The 16,756-nt window shown below is 75.1% G+C and carries 16 protein-coding genes and 2 pseudogenes; 6 read left to right on the top strand and 12 right to left on the bottom strand.

The genetic code is table 11. The features are described from left to right. Positions 1–2: 2 nt before the first annotated feature. The 3 genes from ABZ457_RS21085 to ABZ457_RS21075 form a co-directional block, all read right to left on the bottom strand. Entirely contained in the window at positions 3–1,352 is a 1,350-nt protein-coding gene (locus ABZ457_RS21085) for an ABC transporter substrate-binding protein (protein WP_359159359.1), read from the bottom strand. Positions 1,353–1,400: 48 nt separating this feature from the next. Continuing rightward, complete coding sequence (locus ABZ457_RS21080; protein ID WP_359159357.1) at positions 1,401–3,077, bottom strand: glycoside hydrolase family 13 protein; 1,677 nt, start codon at positions 3,075–3,077, stop codon at positions 1,401–1,403. A gap of 222 nt (positions 3,078–3,299) precedes the next feature. Next, positions 3,300–4,574: an ABC transporter substrate-binding protein gene (locus ABZ457_RS21075; RefSeq protein WP_359159355.1), complete on the bottom strand. Its 1,275-nt coding sequence runs from the start codon at positions 4,572–4,574 to the stop codon at positions 3,300–3,302. A gap of 189 nt (positions 4,575–4,763) precedes the next feature. Between ABZ457_RS21075 and ABZ457_RS21070 the strand changes: the two genes are divergently transcribed. The 4 genes from ABZ457_RS21070 to ABZ457_RS21055 all read left to right on the top strand — a co-directional run bounded on the left by ABZ457_RS21070 (position 4,764) and on the right by ABZ457_RS21055 (position 9,150). Continuing rightward, positions 4,764–5,270 (top strand): PadR family transcriptional regulator, encoded by a 507-nt coding sequence (locus tag ABZ457_RS21070; protein ID WP_359159353.1) that lies wholly within the window; start codon positions 4,764–4,766, stop codon positions 5,268–5,270. Next, the gene (locus tag ABZ457_RS21065; protein ID WP_359159351.1) at positions 5,267–6,034 is read left to right on the top strand and encodes an ABC transporter ATP-binding protein; all 768 of its coding nucleotides are present in this window, start codon (positions 5,267–5,269) and stop codon (positions 6,032–6,034) included. Before ABZ457_RS21070 ends, ABZ457_RS21065 begins: the two co-directional genes overlap by 4 nt. 2 nt (positions 6,035–6,036) lie before the next feature. After that, entirely contained in the window at positions 6,037–8,367 is a 2,331-nt protein-coding gene (locus ABZ457_RS21060; protein ID WP_359159349.1) for an FtsX-like permease family protein, read from the top strand. Positions 8,368–8,727: 360 nt separating this feature from the next. Next, positions 8,728–9,150: a hypothetical protein gene (locus tag ABZ457_RS21055; RefSeq protein ID WP_359159347.1), complete on the top strand. Its 423-nt coding sequence runs from the start codon at positions 8,728–8,730 to the stop codon at positions 9,148–9,150. 47 nt (positions 9,151–9,197) lie between these two features. On the opposite strand, the pseudogene ABZ457_RS21050 reads toward ABZ457_RS21055, so the two are convergent. After that, positions 9,198–9,458 (bottom strand): annotated as a pseudogene (locus tag ABZ457_RS21050) (STAS domain-containing protein); the annotation flags it as partial. A gap of 22 nt (positions 9,459–9,480) precedes the next feature. Further along, positions 9,481–9,642 (bottom strand): annotated as a pseudogene (locus ABZ457_RS21045) (B12-binding domain-containing protein); the annotation flags it as partial. Between the two features lie 304 nt (positions 9,643–9,946). On the opposite strand from ABZ457_RS21045, the gene ABZ457_RS21040 reads away from it, so the two are divergent. Beyond that, complete coding sequence (locus tag ABZ457_RS21040) at positions 9,947–10,360, top strand: ATP-binding protein (protein WP_359159345.1); 414 nt, start codon at positions 9,947–9,949, stop codon at positions 10,358–10,360. Between the two features lie 87 nt (positions 10,361–10,447). Here the strand turns inward: ABZ457_RS21040 and ABZ457_RS21035 are convergent, their stop codons facing one another. The 5 genes from ABZ457_RS21035 to ABZ457_RS21015 form a co-directional block, all read right to left on the bottom strand. After that, positions 10,448–10,645, bottom strand: coding sequence for a hypothetical protein (locus tag ABZ457_RS21035; RefSeq protein ID WP_359159343.1), 198 nt, complete (start codon positions 10,643–10,645; stop codon positions 10,448–10,450). Positions 10,646–10,786: 141 nt separating this feature from the next. Then, positions 10,787–10,915 carry a hypothetical protein gene (locus ABZ457_RS21030; protein ID WP_359159341.1) on the bottom strand — a complete coding sequence of 43 codons (129 nt, stop codon included), beginning with the start codon at positions 10,913–10,915 and terminating at the stop codon, positions 10,787–10,789. A gap of 46 nt (positions 10,916–10,961) precedes the next feature. Further along, entirely contained in the window at positions 10,962–11,651 is a 690-nt protein-coding gene (locus tag ABZ457_RS21025; RefSeq protein ID WP_359159339.1) for a DUF4230 domain-containing protein, read from the bottom strand. Between the two features lie 95 nt (positions 11,652–11,746). Continuing rightward, the gene (locus ABZ457_RS21020) at positions 11,747–12,235 is read right to left on the bottom strand and encodes a potassium channel family protein (RefSeq protein ID WP_359159337.1); all 489 of its coding nucleotides are present in this window, start codon (positions 12,233–12,235) and stop codon (positions 11,747–11,749) included. 141 nt (positions 12,236–12,376) lie between these two features. Then, positions 12,377–12,775 carry a DUF6221 family protein gene (locus ABZ457_RS21015; RefSeq protein WP_359159335.1) on the bottom strand — a complete coding sequence of 133 codons (399 nt, stop codon included), beginning with the start codon at positions 12,773–12,775 and terminating at the stop codon, positions 12,377–12,379. Between the two features lie 240 nt (positions 12,776–13,015). Here ABZ457_RS21015 and ABZ457_RS21010 point away from each other — a divergent pair, with 240 nt between their 5' ends. After that, entirely contained in the window at positions 13,016–13,846 is an 831-nt protein-coding gene (locus ABZ457_RS21010; RefSeq protein ID WP_359159333.1) for an inositol monophosphatase family protein, read from the top strand. A gap of 185 nt (positions 13,847–14,031) precedes the next feature. Here ABZ457_RS21010 and ABZ457_RS21005 read toward each other — a convergent pair whose 3' ends face one another. Beyond that, complete coding sequence (locus ABZ457_RS21005) at positions 14,032–15,597, bottom strand: glutamate synthase subunit beta (protein WP_359159331.1); 1,566 nt, start codon at positions 15,595–15,597, stop codon at positions 14,032–14,034. Between the two features lie 133 nt (positions 15,598–15,730). Then, positions 15,731–16,651: an SDR family oxidoreductase gene (locus ABZ457_RS21000; RefSeq protein ID WP_359159329.1), complete on the bottom strand. Its 921-nt coding sequence runs from the start codon at positions 16,649–16,651 to the stop codon at positions 15,731–15,733. Positions 16,652–16,756 lie beyond the last annotated feature (105 nt).

The following is a 16,756-nucleotide window of genomic DNA, read 5'->3' as shown; positions in this document are numbered from 1 at the left end:
CCTCAGTTCCCGTACGCCTTGGCGGCCGCGGCTTCGAGCTTCGCGGCGGTGCCCTTCGGGTCGGACGGGTCGCGCAGGAAGTCCTGGAGGAGCTTCCACTGCCCGGCTCCCCTGGTCCCGCCGAAGGCGGCGGGGGCCTGGTCGGACATGTCGAAGCGGACCGAGTCGCCCGCGTCCACCAGGGACTTGGCGGTCTGCCGGGTGATGTCGTCGGCGTACGCCTCGGCGGAGACGTTCTTGTTGGGTGAGAGGAAGCCGCCCGCGCCCGCCCAGACCTCGGCGGCCTCGGGGGTGGCCAGGTACTCCAGGAGCTTCATACCGGCGTCGGGGTTCTTCCCCTTCTTCAGGACCACGGCCGCGTCGCCGCCGCTGACGACGGGGGCCTCGCCGCCGCCGACCGCGGGGAACGGGAAGAACTTGGCGTCCTCGCCGGGGGTGCGGCCGAACTCGTCGCGGGCGACACCGCCGACGAAGTCGCCCTCGTAGACCATGCCGGCCTTGGGCTCGGGGCCGAAGACGTGCTCGACGGAGGCGGGGAAGTCGGTGCGCAGGGCGCCCTGGGGGCCGCCGGCGACGAGCTGCCGGTCCTTGAAGACCTCGCCGAGGGTGGTCAGCGCCGTGACCACGCTGGGGTCGGTCCACTTGAGCTCGTGCTGCGCGAGCTTGTCGTACTTCTCCGGTCCGGCCTGGGAGAGGTAGATGTTCTCGAACCAGTCGGTGAGGGTCCAGCCGTCCTCGCCGGCTATCGCGAACGCGGGGCGGCCGGAGTCGGCGAGGGTGCGGCCGGTCTCCAGCAGCTCCTCGTAGGTGGCGGGCTCCTCGACACCGGCCTGGGTGAACGCCTCGGGGTCGTACCAGACGGTCGACTTGTGGGCGGCCTTGAAGTACAGGCCGTAGTAGGTGCCGTCGACCGAGCCGTAGTCCTTCCAGACCGGGGCGAGGCCGTCCGTGGCGCTCTTCTCGGCCGTCTTCGACAGGGGCTGGAGCCAGCCCTCGGCGGCGAACTGCTTGAGCACGCCGACCTGCGGAACCATCACCACGTCGGGCGCGTTGCCGCCCTCGATCTTGCTGCCGACGAAGGTGGAGACGTTGTCGCCGGAGGGGACGAAGACGGTCTTGGCACCGGTCTTCTCGGTGAAGGCGTCCAGCACCTTCTTGAAGTTCTTCTGCTCGCTGCCGGTCCACACACCGGCGACGGTGACGGTCTCACCGCTGAGTTCACCGCCGCCGGCGGGGGTGGCGTTCCCGCCGCAGGCGGTCGCGGTGAGGGCGACGGCGGCGGCGAGGGCGGCCGTGGCGGTGAGGGTGCGCCTGCGGCGGGCGTTGCGGGCGGGCTGGGCGGGTCGTGGCATGGTCCGGGTCCTTCCGGGAGGGGTGGGAGGGGTCGACGAGCAGGGGGCTCAGGCGTGGTCGGCGGTCCACCAGGCGGCGGTGGCGCCGGGGAGCAGACCGTCGGGGCAGGGGCCGCTGGCGAGCAGCGGGGTGGCGGCGACGGGCGCGGGGACGGTCTCGGTGCCGAAGTTGACCGCGCAGATCAGGCCGTCGCCCCGGGCCATCGCGAGCACCTGGGGCGGGGCGTCGAGCCACCGGAGCGTGCCCTCGCCCAACTGGGGCAGGGAGCGGCGCAGTTGGAGGCCCTCGCGGTAGAGGTGCCAGAAGGAGCGGGTGTCGGCGAGGGCCCGGTCGGTGGCGTGGGCGGCGAACCACTCGGGCTGCGGGAGCCACGGCCGGGCACCGGCCTCGCCCTGGCTGAAGCCGAACGGGGAGGCGTGGCCGGACCAGGGCAGCGGGACGCGGCAGCCGTCGCGGATGCGCCGGCGGCTGCCGGTGCGGCGGAAGATGGGGTCGGTCAGCACCTCGTCGGGCAGGTCGAGGACCTCGGGGAGGCCGAGTTCCTCGCCCTGGTAGACGTAGGCGGCGCCGGGGAGGGCGAGCATCAGCATGGCGGCGGCCCGGGCGCGGGCGGCGCCGAGTCCGCTGCCCTCGACACCGGGTTCACCGGCGTAGCGGGTGACGGTGCGGACCTGGTCGTGGTTGTTGAGGACCCAGGTGACGGTGGAGCCGGTGCCTGCGATGTCCCGCATGGCCTCGTCGATGACGGAGCGGAAGGCGGCCGCGTCCCAGGGGGCGCTGAGCAGGTCGAAGAAGAACGCCTGGTGCAGTTCGTCGGGGCGCACGTACTGGGCGTGTTCGCGGGCGGTGGGGACGGAGACCTCGCCGACGAGGAGCCGGTCGCGGCCGTCCCGGGCCGCGTACTCGTCGGCGACGGCCCGCCAGCGGCGCCACACCCCGTGGACCTCGGGCTGGTTCCAGGCGAGGGGGTTGACGGAGTCGCGGCTGCGTTCGTCGGCCTCGGGGTCGTCGGAGTCGGGCAGGTCGGGGTGCTTGTAGAGGCCGGCCGCGACATCGATCCGGAAGCCGTCGACGCCCCGGTCGAGCCAGAAGCGGAGCACGTCCTCGAAGTCGTCCCCGACGCGCGGGTCACGCCAGTTGAGGTCGGGCTGCTCGGGCGTGAAGAGGTGGAGGTACCACTCGCCGGGCTCGCCGCCGGGGCCGGTGGTGCGGCTCCAGGCGGGGCCGCCGAACATGGCCCGCCAGTTGTTGGGCGGCTCTTCGCCGCCGGGGCCGCGGCCGGGGGCGAAGTGGAAGCGGGCCCGTTCGGGGGCGCCGGGAGGGGCGGCGAGCGCGGCGCGGAACCAGGGATGCTCGCTGGAGCAGTGGTTGGGGACGATGTCGAGGAGGAGCCGGAGGCCGAGGCGGTGGGCGTCGGCCACCAGGCGGTCGAACTCGGCCAGGTCGCCGTAGACCGGGTCGACGTCGCGGTAGTCGGCGACGTCGTAGCCGTGGTCGTGCTGCGGGGACGGGTAGAACGGGCTGAGCCAGATGCCGTCGACGCCGAGTTTGCGCAGGTAGGGCAGTCCGGCGCGGACGCCGGCGAGATCGCCGATCCCGTCGCCGGTGCTGTCCAGGAAGCTGCGGACGTAGACCTGGTAGATCACCGCGTCCCGCCACCAGGCGTCGGCGCCGGGGGCGTTGCGGAAGGGATGGCCGGTACCGGCCGCAAGGGTGCTGGGCATCTCGCGTCGACCTGTTTCTGCTGGATGCGAGGGGCGCCACGAGCGGGCGCCGCGTTATGCATGCATGTTAAGTAGCAGCGACGGAAAGGTGTCAACGGTGTGTCGTGAGAACGCCGAAAACTGGGGTGATTTGTCCCTGTTTACTCATGATCGAAGACCCGGACGCACCTCGACCCCCTACTTAACGCGTAAGTAGGGGGTCGAGAGCGGGTGAAAGAGGGCTCAGCCCCGGCGGGAGATGGCGGCGAGTTCGCGCGCCAGGCGGGCGACCGCCTCGTCGGGGGTCCCCCGCAGGGCCATCACGTCCTGGACGACCGCCTGCACGGCCAGGCTCACCTGGTCGTAGCGGGGGCTCTTGGGGCGGGGCACGGCGCTCAGCACGCTCTGCCGCAGCGTGGGCAGATACGGGTACGCGCGCACCAGGGCCGGGTCCTCGTACAGATCCGCCCGCACCGGCGGCAGCGAGCCCTCGGTGAGCACCCGGCGCTGCACGGTCTCGCCGGTCAGATGCGCTATCAGGTCGGCGGCCGAGGCGGGGTGGCGGGCATGGCTGCTGACCGCCAGGTTCGACCCGCCGAGGACGCTGGTGCCCGGCCCACCGGGCCCGGGCAGCGGCACCGCGCCGAACCGGCCGGCGACCGGGGAGCCCTTGGCCGCCGCGTCGGCGTACACATAGGGCCAGTTGCGCAGGAAGAGGAGTTCGCCCTGCTGGAACGCCCGGCGGGACTCCTCCTCCTTCCACTGGAGGGCCTCGCGCGGAATCCAGCCCTCGCGGACCCCGCCGGCCAGGAAGCCGAAGGCGGCGCGGGCCGCCCGGGAGTCGACGCTGACCCGGTCCCCGTCGTCCCGCAGGATCGATCCGCCCGCCGAGTGCACCGCCTCGGTCGCGTTCACCGTGAGGCCCTCATAGGGCAGGAACTGGCCGGCGTAGCCGTCGAGTCCATGGCGGGGGGCGACCTCGCGCGCCTGGCGGGCCAGCTCCTCCCAGGTGCGCGGCGGGTCCAGGCCCTCGCGTTCCAGGATGTCCTTGCGGTAGTAGAGCAGCCCCGCGTTGGTCACATACGGCACGGCGTAGAGCCGACCGTCGAAGGTGGCGGTGTCCACCACCGGGCTCAGGAAGGCGTCGAGCTCGAAGCGGTCCCGCTCCAGCGGCGCTATCCACTTCGCGGCGGCGAACTCCGAGGTCCAGGCCACGTCGATGTTCAGCACGTCGAACCGGTCACTGCCGGCGCGCAGTTCGCTGATCATCTGCGCCCGGGTCTCGTCCGCCGACTCAGGCAGCTCGACGAGGGTGACCCGCTCCTCGGGGTGCTCCTCGTTCCACTCCTCGATCAGCGGCGGGAGATAGCCGGTGAGATCGCCGGCCGTCACCAGCGTCATCGGGCCACGCGCGCCCGCACCCGCCGCGCCGCCGCCGGGCACCCCGGCGCCCGCGTGCGCGGCGAGCAGAACCGCCGCGACCAGGAGACCCCTACCCGCGGCACGCATCCACCGCATAGGTTTCCTCCCGGTACGCGATCCGGCTGCGCTGCCGAACATCGTGGCCTATATATACCGGTTAGGCATGGGCGATACTAGGGGGTGTCCGCACTGTGCCCGAAGGCGCAGGCGGGCGCACCGTGCCGTCGAACCGTACGGCCACCGGACACCAACAGGAAACTACGCAGCGGGAGAGAGGGGGAGCGCGTGCGGCTGCCGCTCCTGGCACTGCTCACCCGCGGTCCCGCGCACGGGTACGAGTTGAAACAGGACCTTGAGAAGCTCCTGGGCGCCGCGTACCCTCAGCCGAACGTCGGCCAGGTGTACGTCACCCTCGGCCGGCTGGAGAAGAGCGGTCTGATCGACGGCGAGGACGTCGAGCAGTCGGGCCGGCCCAACAAGCGCACCTACCGGCTGACCGAGGCCGGGCGCGAGGCGGTGCTGGCCTGGTTCGAGGAGACCACCGACGAGCCGCGGGTGCGCGACGAGTTCTTCATGAAGCTCGCCCTCGCCCCCGAGTCGGGCCTCGCCGATCCGGTCGCCCTGATCAACCGGCAGCGGCGGCAGTACCTCAACACCATGCGGAACCTGTCGAAGCTCGCCGCCGCCGAGGACCGGGACAACACGGTCTCCCAGCTGCTGATCGAGGGCGCCATGCTGCATCTGCAGGCCGATCTGGACTGGCTGGAGCGCTGTCAGGAGGAGCTGGAGTGAGCAAGGCCCCGGCCGGGGGCGAGGCACCGCCCATCGTGCGGGCCGAGCAGCTGGTCAAGACCCACCACGGGGAGGGCACGCCCGTGCACGCGGTGCGCGGCGTGGACCTGACCGTGCGGCCGGGCGAGTTCGTCGCCGTCACCGGTCCCTCCGGAGCCGGCAAGTCCACCCTGCTGCACCTGGTCGGCGGCCTCCAGCGCCCCGACAGCGGCAAGCTGTGGCTCGACGGGGAGCGCGTCGACACCTACCGCGAGGCCCGCTGGGCCCAGCTGCGCCGCCGGCGGATCGGCATCGTCTTCCAGTTCTTCAACCTGGTCTCCAACCTCACCGTCGCGGACAACGTCGAACTCCCCGCCCTGCTCGCCGGGGCCTCCCCCGCCGCCGCCCGCGCCTCGCGCGCGGAACTGCTGGCGGAACTCGGCCTGGAGGGCCGTGAGCGGGCCGTGCCCGGTGAGCTGTCCGGCGGCGAGCAGCAGCGGGTCGCCCTGGCGCGGGCCCTGGTCAACCACCCGGCGCTGCTGCTGGCCGACGAGCCGGCGGGCAGCCTGGACAGCAAGGGCACCCGCGAGGTCCTGCGGCTGCTCTCCCGCTTCCACGCCCGCGGCCAGACGGTCCTGATGGTGACCCACGACGCCCGGATGGCCAGCGCCGCCGACCGCGTGATCAGCTTCTTCGACGGGCGGATAGCCGACGACGCGGAGCTGGGCGACGGCGGCGGCGCCGCCCGCGGCGGGGTGTCCGGCGTCCTCGAACTGCGGGACTGACCGTGCGGGCGACGCTGCGCTGGGCGCACGCCGATCTCCGCGCGCACCGCGGCGAGGCCCTGTTCGTGGTGCTCGCGAGCGCCGGGATCATCGCCTCCCTGCTGCTGGCGGGCGCCCTGTTCGGCTACGCGGCCAACCCCTGGCAGCGGATCTTCAACCAGTCGCAGGGCGCCCACATCTGGCTGCACACCCGCGCCGGCGCGGACACCGCGGCCCTCTCCCGGCTCGACGGCGTCGAGGCCGTGTCCGGCCCCTTCCGCACCGCGACGGTGACCGCCACCGCCCGGGGCGCGCGGGCCGGGGTAGAGCTGCGCGCCACCGGTACCGAGCCGCCGGAGACCGCCCGGCCGCTGCTCACCGGCGGCTCCTGGCTCAGCGGGCGGCCCGGCGCGGCGGAGGTCGTGCTGGAGCGGTCCGTGGCCGCCGCCCTGTGGGCCGCGCCCGGCGACACCGTACGGGTCCCCGGCCCCGACGGCTCCCCGCTCGCGCTGCGGGTCGCGGGGGTCGCCGAGGCGGCGGAGCCCCGGTACCGGCCGGGCGGCGACCCGGGAGTCGGCTGGGTGCTCCCGGGCGTTCTCGATCAGGTCACCGGGGGCCCCGCGACGGGGGCGGCCGGGGAGCAGACGACCGGGCTGCGGCTCTCCGACCCCGCCGACACCGACTTCACCGTCCAGCGGGCCGTGACCCTGCTGGGCGCGGACCGGGTCGCCCAGGTCACCAAGTGGCAGCAGGCCCGTGCGGAGGCGGGCGGTGACGACCGGCTCCTCGGGCAGCTCTTCGCCGTCTTCGGCCTGGGCGCGCTGCTCTCCGCCGCGCTCGCCGCCTCGGGCGCGGTCGCCGCGCGGGTGCGCGGGCAGTTGCGGGACATCGCCGTCCTCAAGGCCGTGGGCTTCACCCCGGGGCAGGTGGTACGGGCGTTCCTGGTGCAACATCTGGCCTTCGCGCTGCTCGGGGTGGCGCTGGGCACGGCGGCGACGGCCGTCCTCGGGCCCCGGATACCGGGCCGCATCGGGGACGCCGTGGCCGTCTGGCAGGACCTGCCGGGCCATACGGCGCTGATGACCGGAGTGCCGGTCGGGGCGGTGCTGCTGATCGCGGCCGCCACCTCGCTGGCCGCCTGGCGGGCGGGCCGGGTACCGCCCGTGCCGGTGGCGCGCGCCGCGTTCCCGGCCGCCGCGCCGATGACCGCCCTCGGCCGGCGCGCGCTGGGGCTGCGGGTGCCGCCGGCGCTGGTGCTCGGCTGGCGGGCGGCCTTCCCGCTGCGTGCGCGGACCCTGCTGCCCGTACTGCGGCTCGCCCTGCCGCTGGTGCTGATCACGGCCGCGCTGGTCGCCTGGTCCACCCTGGACCAGTTCCGGGACCGTCCGGAGCGAATGGGCCTGCCCGCCGCCCTGACGGTCCGCGCGGAGCAGCCCGGTGGGGCATCGGACGCGGAGCTGGCCCGGCTGCTCACCCGGACGCCCGGGGTCGCGGCCGCCCACCCGGGGGCCGAGACGGCGGCGCTGGTGCCGGGGCAGACGGGCACCGTCGTCCTGCGCGGCCTGGGCACGGCCGAGGCCCCCTACCCCTCCGCCGTCGCCGAGGGCCGCGCCCCGAGCGGCCCGGACGAGGCGGTGGCCGGTCAGGGGCTGCTCGACCTGCTCGGGGCCGAGGTGGGTGACTGGGTGCGGATGACGGTCGGCGGGCGGCCCCAACTGCTGCACATCGTCGGGCGCAGCATCGAGCCGGACGCGGCCGGGCGGGTCGCCGTCACCACCCTCGACACCCTGCGGGAACGCGACCCGGAGCTGCGGACCGGCTTCCACGCGCTGGTCCTGCGGCCGGGCGCGGACCCCCGTGCGGTGGCCGACGAGCTGTCCGGGGCGGCCGGGGGCGCGCTGGAGATCCGGGAGACGTCCAACCCCGCGGACCGCCTGGAACCGGCGCGGGCGGTGATCACGGCCGTGGTCGGGGTGCTGGCCCTGATCGGCCTGATCGAGCTGCTGACCCTGATCGGCACCGGGGTGCGGGACCGGGGGCGGGATCTGCTGGCGCTGAAGGCGATCGGGCTGACCCCGCGCCAGATCGGCGCGGTGATCGTGACGGCGGCGGCGCTGACCGCGCTGGCCGCGGCGGTCCTCGCGGTGGGGGCCGGTGTGGTGTCCGGCAGCTGGCTGGTGGACGCGCAGGCCCGCGCGAGCGGCCTGGGCGCGGGTGTGGCCCGGGCGCCCTCGGCGGTGGTCCTGGCGGGGGTCGCGGCGGCGGCCGTCCTGGGCGCGGCCGCGGCGGCGGCGCTGCCGGCGACCCGCACGGCGCGGCGGCGGCTGGCGGACTCGCTGAGCGAGACCCTCTGAGGCGGTCCGGCCCGCCTGCCGTACCGCCACACCCCACCGGCCGTCGTCCCCGGCCCGGCCCGGAAGTGCCGCCGCCAACCCGTCCTCGGCCCGGCCCACCCGTACCGTCACCCGGCCGCCGGCCTGGAAGTGCCGGCGCCCTGCCGCCACCCGCCCGCCGCCGGCCGTTCTCGGCCCGGCTCGGACGTGCCGCCGCCCCCGGCGCGGCGCGCGGCGGGAGCCCACCCGCTTCACCCGTTCGGGCGCATCCCGGTCGCCGTGCTCACCCGTTCGGCCCACGCTGGGACTCGGCATCGAGGAGGTGGCCCGGACGGGCCCTTCCCGCGGGGCGACCGGCGTCCCGTGCGCCCGGAGGTTCCCATGTCCCAGCAGACGACGTCACGTGGATCGGGGTCCGCCGGGCCCAACCCGTGGGCGGCTGGCGGCAGTGTCTTCGCCGGTGTCCTCCTCCTCGTCGACGGTCTGATCAACATCTTCAAGGGCATCGCCGGCATCGCCGAGGACGATGTCTACGCGCGGCTCGGGCAGTACGTCTTCAAGTTCGACGTCACGTCCTGGGGCTGGATCCTGCTGATCCTCGGTGTGGTCCTGCTCGCCACCGGCTGGGGCATCCTCAGCGAGGCGGCGTGGGCCCGGGGGCTCGGCGTGGGCCTCGCGTCCCTGAGCCTGGTGCTCAACTTCATGTGGCTGCCGTATGTGCCCGTGTGGGCGATCGTCTCCATCGCCATCGACGTCTTCATCATCTGGGCGCTGTGCACGGACCGGCCCTCGCGGTCCCACTGAGCGCGGCCGGCCGCCGACGGGCGGGGGCTGACCAGCGGGTCCGCTGGTCAGCCCCCGCCCGTCAGATGTTCCCGGGTGCCGGTGAGGTCGAGGAGCCGGTCCAGGTGCTCCGGGCGTCCGTCGAGCCACAGGTCGGCGCCCGCGTCCCGGGGCAGCCGGCGGATCACCAGCAGGGCCGACAGGCCCATCGAGTCGATCACGCTCAGACCCGAGAGGTCCAGGCGCAGGGCGGCCGGGCCGGGGTGGCCGGCCAGCGCGCGGCGGACCAGGGCGAGGGCGTCGGGGCTGGTCTCGTGGTCCAGATCCCCGGCCGCGGAGAGGACGAGGGTGGACGCGTTCGTTGATGGCGGTGGCGGCGTGCTCCTGGGCCACGGTCAGCCGGTTCGCCGCCCATTCCGCCCCGACCCGGGCCTGCACGGCGGCGACCACGTCCAGCAGCGGGTCCTCCGGGTCGGCGCCCTCCGCGAGGGCGCCGAGGAGGTTACCGGCCGCGCCCGCCGGACACCCGGGCGTTGCGGGGCGGTTTGCTCACGCGACCACGGGCAACACGCATCAACGTACACGAGCCCGGCGGGGCGGAGTTGGCACACCATCCGCCCCCCGGCCGCCGGACAGGCGGCTCCGCGCCGCCGTGCCCCGGGCCCGGGAAGGGTCCGGCCGCAGCGCCGCCCGCACCGCGGACGCCCAGGAGCGTGTGATTCCCATTCGCCTCTGCGACCGTTCGCCTGTGCGCCGCCGTGCGCGACGGGACCAGGGACGGGGACCAAGGGCGGGAACCAGGACGGAGGAGGGCAGGATGACCACGGAACACTTCGCCACGGGCCACAAGCAGCGGCCCGCCACCGCAGCGGAAGCACGCGGGCGGGTGAGCGAGTTGCTCGTCTCGGCGCTCGGGCCGGTGGACACCGGCAGTGAGGCGGACGTGGCGGTCGCCGACGCCCTCCTCGTGACGTCCGAACTGGTCACCAACGCCCTGCGCCACGGCGGGGGCGTGGCAGCCTTCGCGACCACGCTCACGGGGGACGCCGTGCACATCTGTGTGACCGACCGCTCCCCGGAACTTCCGCAGGCCCCGACCACGCCCGGACTGCGGCCCGGCGGCTTCGGCTGGGGCCTGGTGCGCCGCCTCAGCCGGGACGTCACGGTCACACCCGTCGACGGCGGCAAGACGATCTGCGCGGAGATCGCGCTCCTCCGACACACCTCGTGACCCGCCTCGCGCGTCCCGGAAGCCGGCCGTCCCACCCGCTGTCGGTGGTGGCGGCCGGCTTCCGGGACGCGCGGGACTCTCCCGCGGTCAGCGGACATCACCTCCGGCCGCCTGCCCGGTCCCGCCCGCGGTCCGGGCGCCGGTGGCGAGGGGCAGCGGCGGGACCGGCGGCACTCCGCGCGGTGGGCGAGGGGCGCTGGTGGCCCGCATGTACTCCTCGTAGCGGTCGAGGAGCACGACCAGGCCGAGCAGGAGCGGGGGTATGAGAAGGGCGACGGCTGTCACGGAGAACCTCCCGAGGACGCGGTTCCTTGTCCGGTGTTCTTCGTGTTGCCGCCCCGGACGTCCGCAAGACCCGCCGGGTGTGAATACCGTGTGACCGTTCCCGCGCGCCGCCGTCGACCCGGGGCTCAGGCGGCCCGGGGCTCAGGTCAGGGGCAGCCGCACCCGGACCGTCTTGCCGCCGGCGGTCTCCGCGATCTCGACGGAGACCGCCAGGCTCAGCACCAGCGGCCAGCCGTAGCCGCCCGTGATCCCCGTCGAACACAGTGGCACAGGCGCGCGTGCCCTCGTCCGGGCGGCGATGGGGGGATCAGAGGGCTCAACCGTAGACGACGGTCACGGTTCGGAACCCCAGCGAGCCCAGCAGGCCCTCCAGCATGGCGGTGGCGTTCTTCTCCGCGCGGCCGGTCAGCTCGCTCTCCCGGGCCGCCTTGTCGATGTGGTCGGCGGCGAGCCGGTGCACCGCGCGTTCGTCGGCCGGGTTGCCGGAGAACAGGTCGCCGAGGCGGTCCAGCAGCCCGCGCTCCTTGGCGACCGCGTACGAGCGGTCCGGGTCCAGGGTGGCGGAGCCGAGGCGGGCGTGCGGGAGCCGGATGGTGGCCTCCGTCCGGTCCTCGTTCACCTGGACGTTCTTCTCGCCGAGGGAGCCGAAGTCGACGTAGGCCGAGACGCTTCCGGCGCCGACGAACAGGGTGCGGGTGCCGCGGATGGCGTCGGGCAGGAACCTGGTGTCCTTCTCCAGGTCCACGACGACCTGGAAGTCCCCGGCCGCGCCCTCGTAACGGTCCAGGTCCCGGACGGATTTCAGCAGGGCGGGACCGGTCCGGTCCTCGGTGCGCTCGCCGAAGAGGTCACCGATCCCGCCGAACGGATTGAACCCGGCGACCAGCGCCACCAGCAGGACGAGGCACGCGCCCGCCGCCACGACGGCCGCGACCGTACCCCTCGCACCACGCGTCACGGCGGAACCCGTGCCGGGCTCGCCGTCCCTCCGCAGAAGTTTCGTCATACTGTCCGGTTGCCCACGGGGCCGCCGGATCAGACCGGCCGAACTCGCCCTGTGCCACGCCGGGTTCGGCCGACACCGGCGCGGGAGCGCGGCGGTCAGCGGTCGCCGCGCTCCGCGAGCAGGCGCTCCACGCGGTCGAACCGCTCGTGCAGGGAACGGAGTTCGTCGCGGGCGGCCTGCTCCCCCTCGCCCGCCACCCGGTGCACGGCCTCGCCCAGCGCCCGCGCGTCCCGGTGCGCCCGGCCGACGAACCAGGTGGCGATGGCCGCCGTGACCATCCCGAAGGTGGTGATCCCGGCGAGCATCACCACCCCGGCGACCACCCGGCCCCAGAGGGTGACGGGGTACAGGTCCCCGTATCCGACGGTGGTCGCCGTCTCCACGGACCACCACAGGGCCCGGGGGAAGGAGGTGATGTTGGCGCCGGGCGCGCCGCGTTCGGCGGTCACCACGAGGGCGGACCCGGCGAGCAGCACCACGACCGTGAACAGCGACACCGACAGCGCGGCCCTGACATGGAAGGCGCGCCACCACCGGCTCCCGAGGACCCGGCTGACGACGAGGGCGACGAACGGCTGCTGCACGGGCTGACCTTCGGGCCGTGTGCGGGCGGGAACGGCACGGACACTACCGCCCGCGCGCGGCCCCGGACGGGCCGACACACACGCCGGCGGCCCGTTCCCGGCCCCTCCCCCGCTTCCCTGGCGGGCCCTTCGTCCGGGCTCTCAGCGGATGAAGCGCGGCAGCCACTTCGCCTGGTAGCCGGGGTGCCCTGCCCACTCCGCGGCGAGCTGGCGGACGGCGAAGCCGAGCCCCACGGCCCGGCCCGAGTCGAAGTCGGCGGCCGGCCGGTCCGTGTCCAGATGCGCGACCTCCACGTACTCGCCCATCAGCACCCGGCTGGTCTCGATGCGCGCCAGGGTGCGGGCCGGGTCCTGGAGGGCGATGTGCCGGTCGTAGCCGGCCCCGCGCACGGTGAACGCGATACCGGAGGTGCGGTCGTGCACCTCGCCCGGCACATCGGCGGGGCAGCGCCAGCTCTCGCCCCCGGCGTCCCGCGCGATCTGCTCCTCCTCGGCCAGCCGCGCCTGGATGAAGGCCACCATGTCTGCGTTGCCGGCCATGCGGGGGTGCTCCCTTTCGCGTCGTGCGGTGTGTGGTCGTGCACTGTGTGGTCGTGCGCTGTGTGGTCGTGCACTGTGTGGTCCTGCGCTGTGTGCGCTCGTCTCGCGCGGTCGCCGGGTGGGCCCGGGAACCGCGGGAGACATTGTGGGGGACCCGGCGCCACGGGATCCAGCGGGTCCGTCCACCGTCACCCCGGCGGGGTGGCGTTCGGACCCCGCCGGGTGTGGTCTGATGGGCGGATGATCGACGAGGGGTTCCCCGCAGAGTGTTCGGAGCGGGTCGCCGCGGTGATCCGTGAGGTGGCCGCCGCCGAGATCCTGCCGCGCTTCCGCACGCTGACCGCCGACGAGGTGGCCCAGAAGAGCGGCCCGCACGACCTGGTGACCGTGGCCGACCGGCTCGCCGAGGAGCGGCTGACCGCCGCCCTCACCGGGCTGCTCCCCGGCAGCGCGGTGGTCGGCGAGGAGGCGGTGGCGGACGACCCGTCGGTGTACGGCGCGCTGCGCGGTGACCGGCCCGTGTGGATCGTCGACCCGATCGACGGCACCAGACCGTTCGTCCGCGGCGAGGCGGGGTTCTGCACCCTGGTCGCGCTGGCCCACCGGGGCGAGGTGCTCGCCTCCTGGACGTACGCCCCCGTGCCGGACACGATGGCCACCGCCGTGCGCGGCGGGGGCGCCCGGCTCGACGGGGCCGCGCTGCGGGCGGACGCGTCCCCGCGTACGGGTGCGCTGACCGTGGCCGTCTCGGACCCGGAGCACTCGGCTCCGGATCCGCGGCGGGCCCTGCTGCGGTTGCGCACCGACGGGGTCGCGCCCCGGCCGTGCGCCGGTTCCGCCGGGCTGGAGTATCTGGCGGTGGCCCGCGGGGCACTCGACGCCACGGCCTTCTGCTGGGAGCACGCCTGGGACCACGCGGCGGGCCTGCTCCTGGTGACCGAGGCGGGCGGCGCGCAGACCACGGCCGCGGGCGTACCGTTCCGCCTCGCGGGCGGCAACGCGCTCCCGCTCACGGCGGCGCGGGACGCGGAGACGGCGGCGTATGTGCGGGAGCTGCTGACCGGGGCGTGACGTTTCGCCCAGGGGGCGTGGGCAACGGGTGTGACGTTTCGCCTCGGGCGCGCGGGTTCCGGCGTGACGTTTCTTCGGGGGCGCGGGCCGGCGCTCGGGCCCGGCATGCGGCGGGCCCGGGGCCCGGGCGGGTTCGAGGTCCGGGCGGGTTCGAGGTCCGGCGGGCCCGGCGTCCGGGCGTGGGCTCAGGTCCGGAGGGGCCGGTCCGTGGGCGTCACGGGGGCGGGCAGGTCGGTCGCGCCGGTGAGGTAGCGGTCGGCCGCCGCGGCCGCGGCCCGTCCTTCCGCGACGGCCCAGACGACGAGGGACTGCCCGCGACCGGCGTCCCCCGCGACGAAGACCCCGTCGGGCACCGGCGTCCCCTCCTCCGTTTCCCCCGCTCCCGGCGCACCGGGCGGGGCCGGGCGCGCGCTGAAGTCCGCGTTCCGCGCGTAGGCACCCCGGTCGTCCCGGGTGAGGCCGAGTGCCCGGGTCAGTCCCGTTCTGTGCTCGGGCCCGTCGAATCCCAGCGCGAGCAGGACCAGATCGGCGGGCAGTACGCGCTCGGTCCCGGCGAGCGGCCGCCGCGTCGACGGCTCGACCCCGGTCAGGCGCAGGCCGCGCACCCGTCCCGTGCCGTCGTCCTCGAAGCGGACGGTGGCCGTGGCGAACGCGCGCGGGTCGGCGCCGTGCCGTCCCCGCGCCTCCTCGTGGGCGTGCGAGATCCGGTAGACGCGGGGGTGCACCGGCCATGGCTCGTCCTCCGGGCGCCGCCCGTCCGGTTCGGGGTTGATGTCCAGTTGGACCACGGTGGCCGCGCCTTGGCGCAGGGCCGTACCGAGGCAGTCGGAGCCCGTGTCGCCGCCGCCGACGATCACGGTCCGCCGGCCCCGGGCGTCGAGCGGCGCCGGCACGGGGCCGTCGCCGACGGGCGGTCCGTCCGACGGCTCGTCGCCGTCGCCCTCGGCGGCCCGGTTCGCCGCCGTCAGGTAGTCCATGGCCTGGTGGACGCCACCCAACTCACGTCCCGGCACCGGGAGTTCGCGTCGCACGGTCGCGCCGACGGCCACGATCACGGCGTCATGACCGCCGCACAGCTCCGCCGCGTCGAGATCACGGCCCACCTCGGTGCCCGGGCGGAACTCCGTCCCCTCGTCCCGCATCTGCGCGAGCCGCCGGTCCAGGTGCCGCTTCTCCATCTTGAACGCGGGGATGCCGTACCTCAGCAGTCCCCCGACGCGGTCGGCGCGTTCGTAGACGGTCACCCGGTGGCCGGCCCGGGTGAGCTGCTGCGCGGCGGCCAGCCCGGCCGGGCCGGAGCCGACGACCGCGACGGTGCGGCCGCTGAGCCGCCCGGGCCGCAGCGGGGCGACGAGCCCCCGCTCCCACGCCTGGTCGGCGACGGTCTGCTCCACGTTCTTGATGGTGACCGGGTCCGCGTTGATCGCGAGGACGCACGCGTCCTCGCAGGGCGCGGGGCAGAGCCGGCCGGTGAACTCGGGGAAGTTGTTGGTGGCGTGCAGCCGCTCCGAGGCGGCCGCCCAGTCCCCGTGCGCGGCATAGGCGTTCCACTCGGGGATGAGGTTCCCGAGCGGGCACTGGCTGTGGCAGAACGGGATTCCGCAGTCCATGCAGCGCGCGGCCTGCCGGGAGACGAGGGGCAGCAGGGGCCGCCCGCCGTGCACCTCCTGCCAGTCCCCGATCCGCTCGGCGGGAGGACGCGCGGGCACGGGGCTGCGGGGTGTCGTGAGAAAGCCGAAGGGGTCGGTCATCGCGGCCTCTGCATCAGGGTTCAGAGGTTCGACAGGGCCGCTTCCAGCGTACGACGGAGCCCCCGGGCGCCGGGAACGGCGGCCGGTCGGGTCCACGTCCGCGGCGGGGCCGTGGTTCCCGAGGGAATCGCGGTCAGGTGACCCGGTGGGCGGCGCGCCAGTCCGCCTCGCCGCCGGGGCCGAGGACACCCGCGGTCCGGTCGAGTTCGACGGGGTCGAGGCGGGCCAGACGGGTGCGGGCGACGCGTGCCACCAGGGGCGGGAAGAGGGGCCGCAGGGGCTGGACGAGCCGCAGCCAGGCCGGGCAGTGCACACTCGTCGCCCGCAGCTCGATGCCGTGTCGCAGCCGCCGCGCCACCTCGCCCGCCGCCTGCACCCGCCCGGCGAACCGCGGCTGCGCGGCGCGCAGGGCGAGCAGCACCGGATGCTCCCCGATGTCCCGGGTCATGTCGGTGCCGGTCCAGTGGAGGTACGCGATGCCCACGGCGATCCCCTCCGGGGCGATCTCCGCGCGGAGGGACTGCGCGAAGGACTCCGCGCCCGCCTTGGAGGCGCAGTAGGCGCTCATCATCGGCGCGGCCCCGAACGCGGCCGTGCTCGCGATCTGGAGGAAGTACCCCCGGGTCCGCCGCAGGTGCGGGAGGAAGACGCGCGCGGTGGTGGCGCTGCCCAGCAGGTTGACCTCCACGACCCGCTCCCACAGCCCGGGGTCGCCGCTCTCGAACGGGCCGGTCGCCGCGATGCCCGCGTTCGCGACGACGACGGAGGCGGGGCCGAGCTCGTCGGCCACCCGGAACGCGACCCGGGCCATGGCCGCCCGGTCCGTGACGTCCACCTCGAAGCAGCGGGCCTCTCCGGGGAGCCCGGCGGCCACCCGGGAGAGGGTGTCGACCTCCCGCCCCAGCAGGGCCAGCCGCATGCCGTACGCGGACAGCTCCCGGGCGAGGGCGGCCCCGACGCCCCGGCCGGCGCCGGTGACCACCGCCACCCGTCCGTCCAGCACGCCGCCCCGGCCGCCCCGGCGCTGGCGCTCCTGCGGGGTCCCCTTCGGCATCCGGTTCGCCACCTGTTCCTCACCCGTCCCGGAAGTCGGCACCTGTCTCTCCCGTTCTCTCCAGTCGGCCACGGGCCCGGGTCGGGCGCGACCCCGCCGCGCGCG

Origin of the sequence: Streptomyces sp. NPDC005805 (genome assembly GCF_040630445.1) — a bacterium.
Taxonomy (GTDB): domain Bacteria; phylum Actinomycetota; class Actinomycetes; order Streptomycetales; family Streptomycetaceae; genus Streptomyces.
This window is presented reverse-complemented; position numbering and strand designations above follow the sequence as displayed.

What these genes read in the sequence shown, in the direction of transcription:
- ABZ457_RS21085 (WP_359159359.1), bottom strand. Translation starts at nt 1,352, where the DNA reads ATGCCACGACCCGCCCAGCCCGCCCGCAACGCCCGCCGCAGGCGCACC.
- ABZ457_RS21005 (WP_359159331.1), bottom strand. Translation starts at nt 15,597, where the DNA reads ATGACCGACCCCTTCGGCTTTCTCACGACACCCCGCAGCCCCGTGCCC.
- ABZ457_RS21040 (WP_359159345.1), top strand. Translation starts at nt 9,947, where the DNA reads ATGACCACGGAACACTTCGCCACGGGCCACAAGCAGCGGCCCGCCACC.
- ABZ457_RS21015 (WP_359159335.1), bottom strand. Translation starts at nt 12,775, where the DNA reads ATGGCCGGCAACGCAGACATGGTGGCCTTCATCCAGGCGCGGCTGGCC.
- ABZ457_RS21080 (WP_359159357.1), bottom strand. Translation starts at nt 3,077, where the DNA reads ATGCCCAGCACCCTTGCGGCCGGTACCGGCCATCCCTTCCGCAACGCC.
- ABZ457_RS21055 (WP_359159347.1), top strand. Translation starts at nt 8,728, where the DNA reads ATGTCCCAGCAGACGACGTCACGTGGATCGGGGTCCGCCGGGCCCAAC.
- ABZ457_RS21000 (WP_359159329.1), bottom strand. Translation starts at nt 16,651, where the DNA reads ATGCCGAAGGGGACCCCGCAGGAGCGCCAGCGCCGGGGCGGCCGGGGC.
- ABZ457_RS21010 (WP_359159333.1), top strand. Translation starts at nt 13,016, where the DNA reads ATGATCGACGAGGGGTTCCCCGCAGAGTGTTCGGAGCGGGTCGCCGCG.
- ABZ457_RS21075 (WP_359159355.1), bottom strand. Translation starts at nt 4,574, where the DNA reads ATGCGGTGGATGCGTGCCGCGGGTAGGGGTCTCCTGGTCGCGGCGGTT.
- ABZ457_RS21025 (WP_359159339.1), bottom strand. Translation starts at nt 11,651, where the DNA reads ATGACGAAACTTCTGCGGAGGGACGGCGAGCCCGGCACGGGTTCCGCC.